Here is a 2418-nt window from a genome sequence, read left to right as displayed (position 1 = left end):
CCGGCCCGTCGTACTCGGCCCGGCCGTCGGTGGCCGGGACCTCGAACGGGGGCACCTCGTCGTGGACCTCGTACAGCATCTCGTCGTACACCTCGCCGGCCGTCGGGGGCGGGGCGCGGGCTCGGCGAAGAACTCCGCGGCCGGGCGCTCGCCCTGCTCCACGGCGCGGACCGCGGCCATCAGCTCCTCGGGCTTCGCCGCGGGCCGCCGCCCGTCCTCCGTCGCCGGGCTGCCATCCGTCACAGCGTGCTCCAGTCCTGGTCGGGGTAGTGGTGCACCGGCGCCGACACATCGTCCAGCGCGCGGCGGATCTCCTGGGGAAGCGTAAGGTCCGCCACCGACAACGCCGCCTCCAACTGCTCGGCGGTTCGCGCGCCGACCAGGGGGGCGACCACGCCGGGGCGGTCGCGGACCCAGGCCAGCGCGACCTGGAGCGGGGTGGCCCCGAGCCCGTCGGCCGCGGTGCGCACCGCGTCGACCACGCGGCCGGCCTTCCGGTCCAGGTACGGTGCGACGAACGCGGACAGCTGGTCGGAGACGGCGCGCGACCCGACGGGGCGGGCGCCGCCGCGGTACTTGGCGGTGAGCACCCCGCGGCCGAGCGGTGAGGAGGGCAGCAGCCCGATCCCCAGGTCCAGGGCGGCGGGTACGACCTCCCGTTCGACGCCGCGCTGCAGCAGCGAGTACTCCATCTGAGTGGTGCTCAGCCGGCAGCGCCGCCCGGCGTCGGCCAACTGCCAGGTCCCCGCCTTCGCCAGCTGCCAGCCGCAGTACCCGGTGACTCCCGCGTACCGCACCCGCCCGCTGCGCACCGCGTCGTCGACGGCCTGCAGCGTCTCCTCCAGCGGGGTCGCCGTGTCGTAGGCGTGGAGCTGCCACAGGTCCACGTAATCGGTCCCCAGCCGCGCCAGCGAGGCGTCCAGCGAGTTCAACAGGTGTCCCCGCGAACCGTCGACGCGGCGGTGCGGGTCGGCGACGCTGCCGGCCTTGGTGGCGATCACCAGATCGCGGCGGGGGACGAAGCCGCCGAGCATCCGTCCCAGCATGTACTCGGCGCCCCCGTCCGCGTAGACGTCCGCGGTGTCCACGAGGGTGCCGCCCGCGCGCCAGAACGTGCGCAGCAGCTCCGCGGCGTCGCGTTCGCCGACCTCGCGTCCCCAGGTCAGCGTCCCGAGGCCCAACGGGGGAACGCGCAGGCCGGTGCGGCCCAAATGCCGTGGCTCCATGGGCGTTGAGCGTACTTGCGGGACAGGCTACAGTCCGGAGTGCCCACAGGTTACCCGCCGGTAGCACCGGGGGAGGCCGCCCACCGCGACGAAGGAGAACGGATGCGCCTCGGTATCAACCTCGGCTACTGGGGAGGCGGGATGGACGCGGACAACCTCGCGGTCGCCCGCGAGGCGGACCGCCTCGGCTACGCGGTCTGCTGGGCCGCCGAGGCCTACGGCTCGGACGTGCCGACCGTGCTGTCCTGGGTCGCCGCCCACACCGAACGGATCGACGTCGGCTCCGCCATCCTCCAGATCCCCGCCCGGGCGCCCGCGATGACCGCGATGACCGCCGCCACGCTGGACTCCCTCTCCGGCGGCCGGTTCCGGCTCGGCCTCGGCGTCTCCGGCCCCCAGGTCTCGGAGGGCTGGTACGGCGTGCGGTTCGACAAGCCGCTGGGTCGCACCCGCGAGTACGTCGAGATCGTCCGCAAGGCCATGGCCCGCGAGCGGCTCAGCCACGAGGGCGACCACTGGACCCTGCCGCTCCCGGACGGGCCGGGCAAGCCGCTCAAGCTCACCGTCCACCCGGTCCGCGAGCACATTCCGCTCTACATCGCCGCCATCGGCCCCCGGAACCTGGAGCAGACCGGTGAGATCGCCGACGGCGCCCTGCTGGTCTTCTTCGCCCCCGAGCACGCCGAGCAGACCACGCTCGCCCCGCTGCGCGCCGGCCGCGCCACAGCCGGGCGCTCGCTGGAGGGGTTCGACATCGTGCCCTCGGTCCCCATGGCGGTGGGGGACGACGTCACCGCGCTCGCCGACCGGTTCCGCCCCTACACCGCGCTGTACGTGGGCGGCATGGGCAGCCGGAAGCAGAACTTCTACAACCGCCTCGCCCGGCGCATGGGGTACGAGAAGGCCGCCGAGGAGATCCAGGAGCGCTACCTCGCCGGGGACAAGGCCGGCGCCGCCGCAGCGGTACCGCACGACCTCATCGACGCCACCACCCTGCTCGGCCCCGTGGAGCGCATCGCGGACCGGATGCAGGCGTACGCGGAGGCCGGGGTCACCACGCTGTCGCTGGTGCCCGAAGGGGGTGCGCTGGAGGAGCGACTGGCGGCGCTGCGCACCGGTGTCGCCGCGTTGGAGCGGGCCGGGCTGGCCTGAACCGCGACACCGGGCCGGGGCCACCGCCGTGGCCCCGGCC

General features: G+C 74.5%; 2 protein-coding genes. One reads left to right on the top strand and one right to left on the bottom strand.

Annotated features, from left to right (window positions below; all coding sequences use genetic code 11):
* Positions 1-239 precede the first annotated feature (239 nt).
* Positions 240-1226 carry an aldo/keto reductase gene (locus tag HCN52_RS23770; RefSeq protein ID WP_168090479.1) on the bottom strand — a complete coding sequence of 329 codons (987 nt, stop codon included), beginning with the start codon at positions 1224-1226 and terminating at the stop codon, positions 240-242.
* Between the two features lie 102 nt (positions 1227-1328).
* Here HCN52_RS23770 and HCN52_RS23765 point away from each other — a divergent pair, with 102 nt between their 5' ends.
* Entirely contained in the window at positions 1329-2378 is a 1050-nt protein-coding gene (locus HCN52_RS23765) for an LLM class F420-dependent oxidoreductase (RefSeq protein ID WP_168090478.1), read from the top strand.
* Positions 2379-2418: the final 40 nt, after the last annotated feature.

Source organism: Streptomyces bohaiensis (genome assembly GCF_012033785.1).
In the GTDB taxonomy this organism is placed as follows: domain Bacteria; phylum Actinomycetota; class Actinomycetes; order Streptomycetales; family Streptomycetaceae; genus Streptomyces; species Streptomyces bohaiensis.
Note: the sequence above shows the minus strand (reverse complement) of the source record. Positions and strands in the feature narration are given on the sequence as shown.

Excerpts from the sequence above, each read along its gene's own strand:
- HCN52_RS23770 (WP_168090479.1), bottom strand. The coding sequence starts at position 1,226 with ATGGAGCCACGGCATTTGGGCCGCACCGGCCTGCGCGTTCCCCCGTTG.
- HCN52_RS23765 (WP_168090478.1), top strand. The coding sequence starts at position 1,329 with ATGCGCCTCGGTATCAACCTCGGCTACTGGGGAGGCGGGATGGACGCG.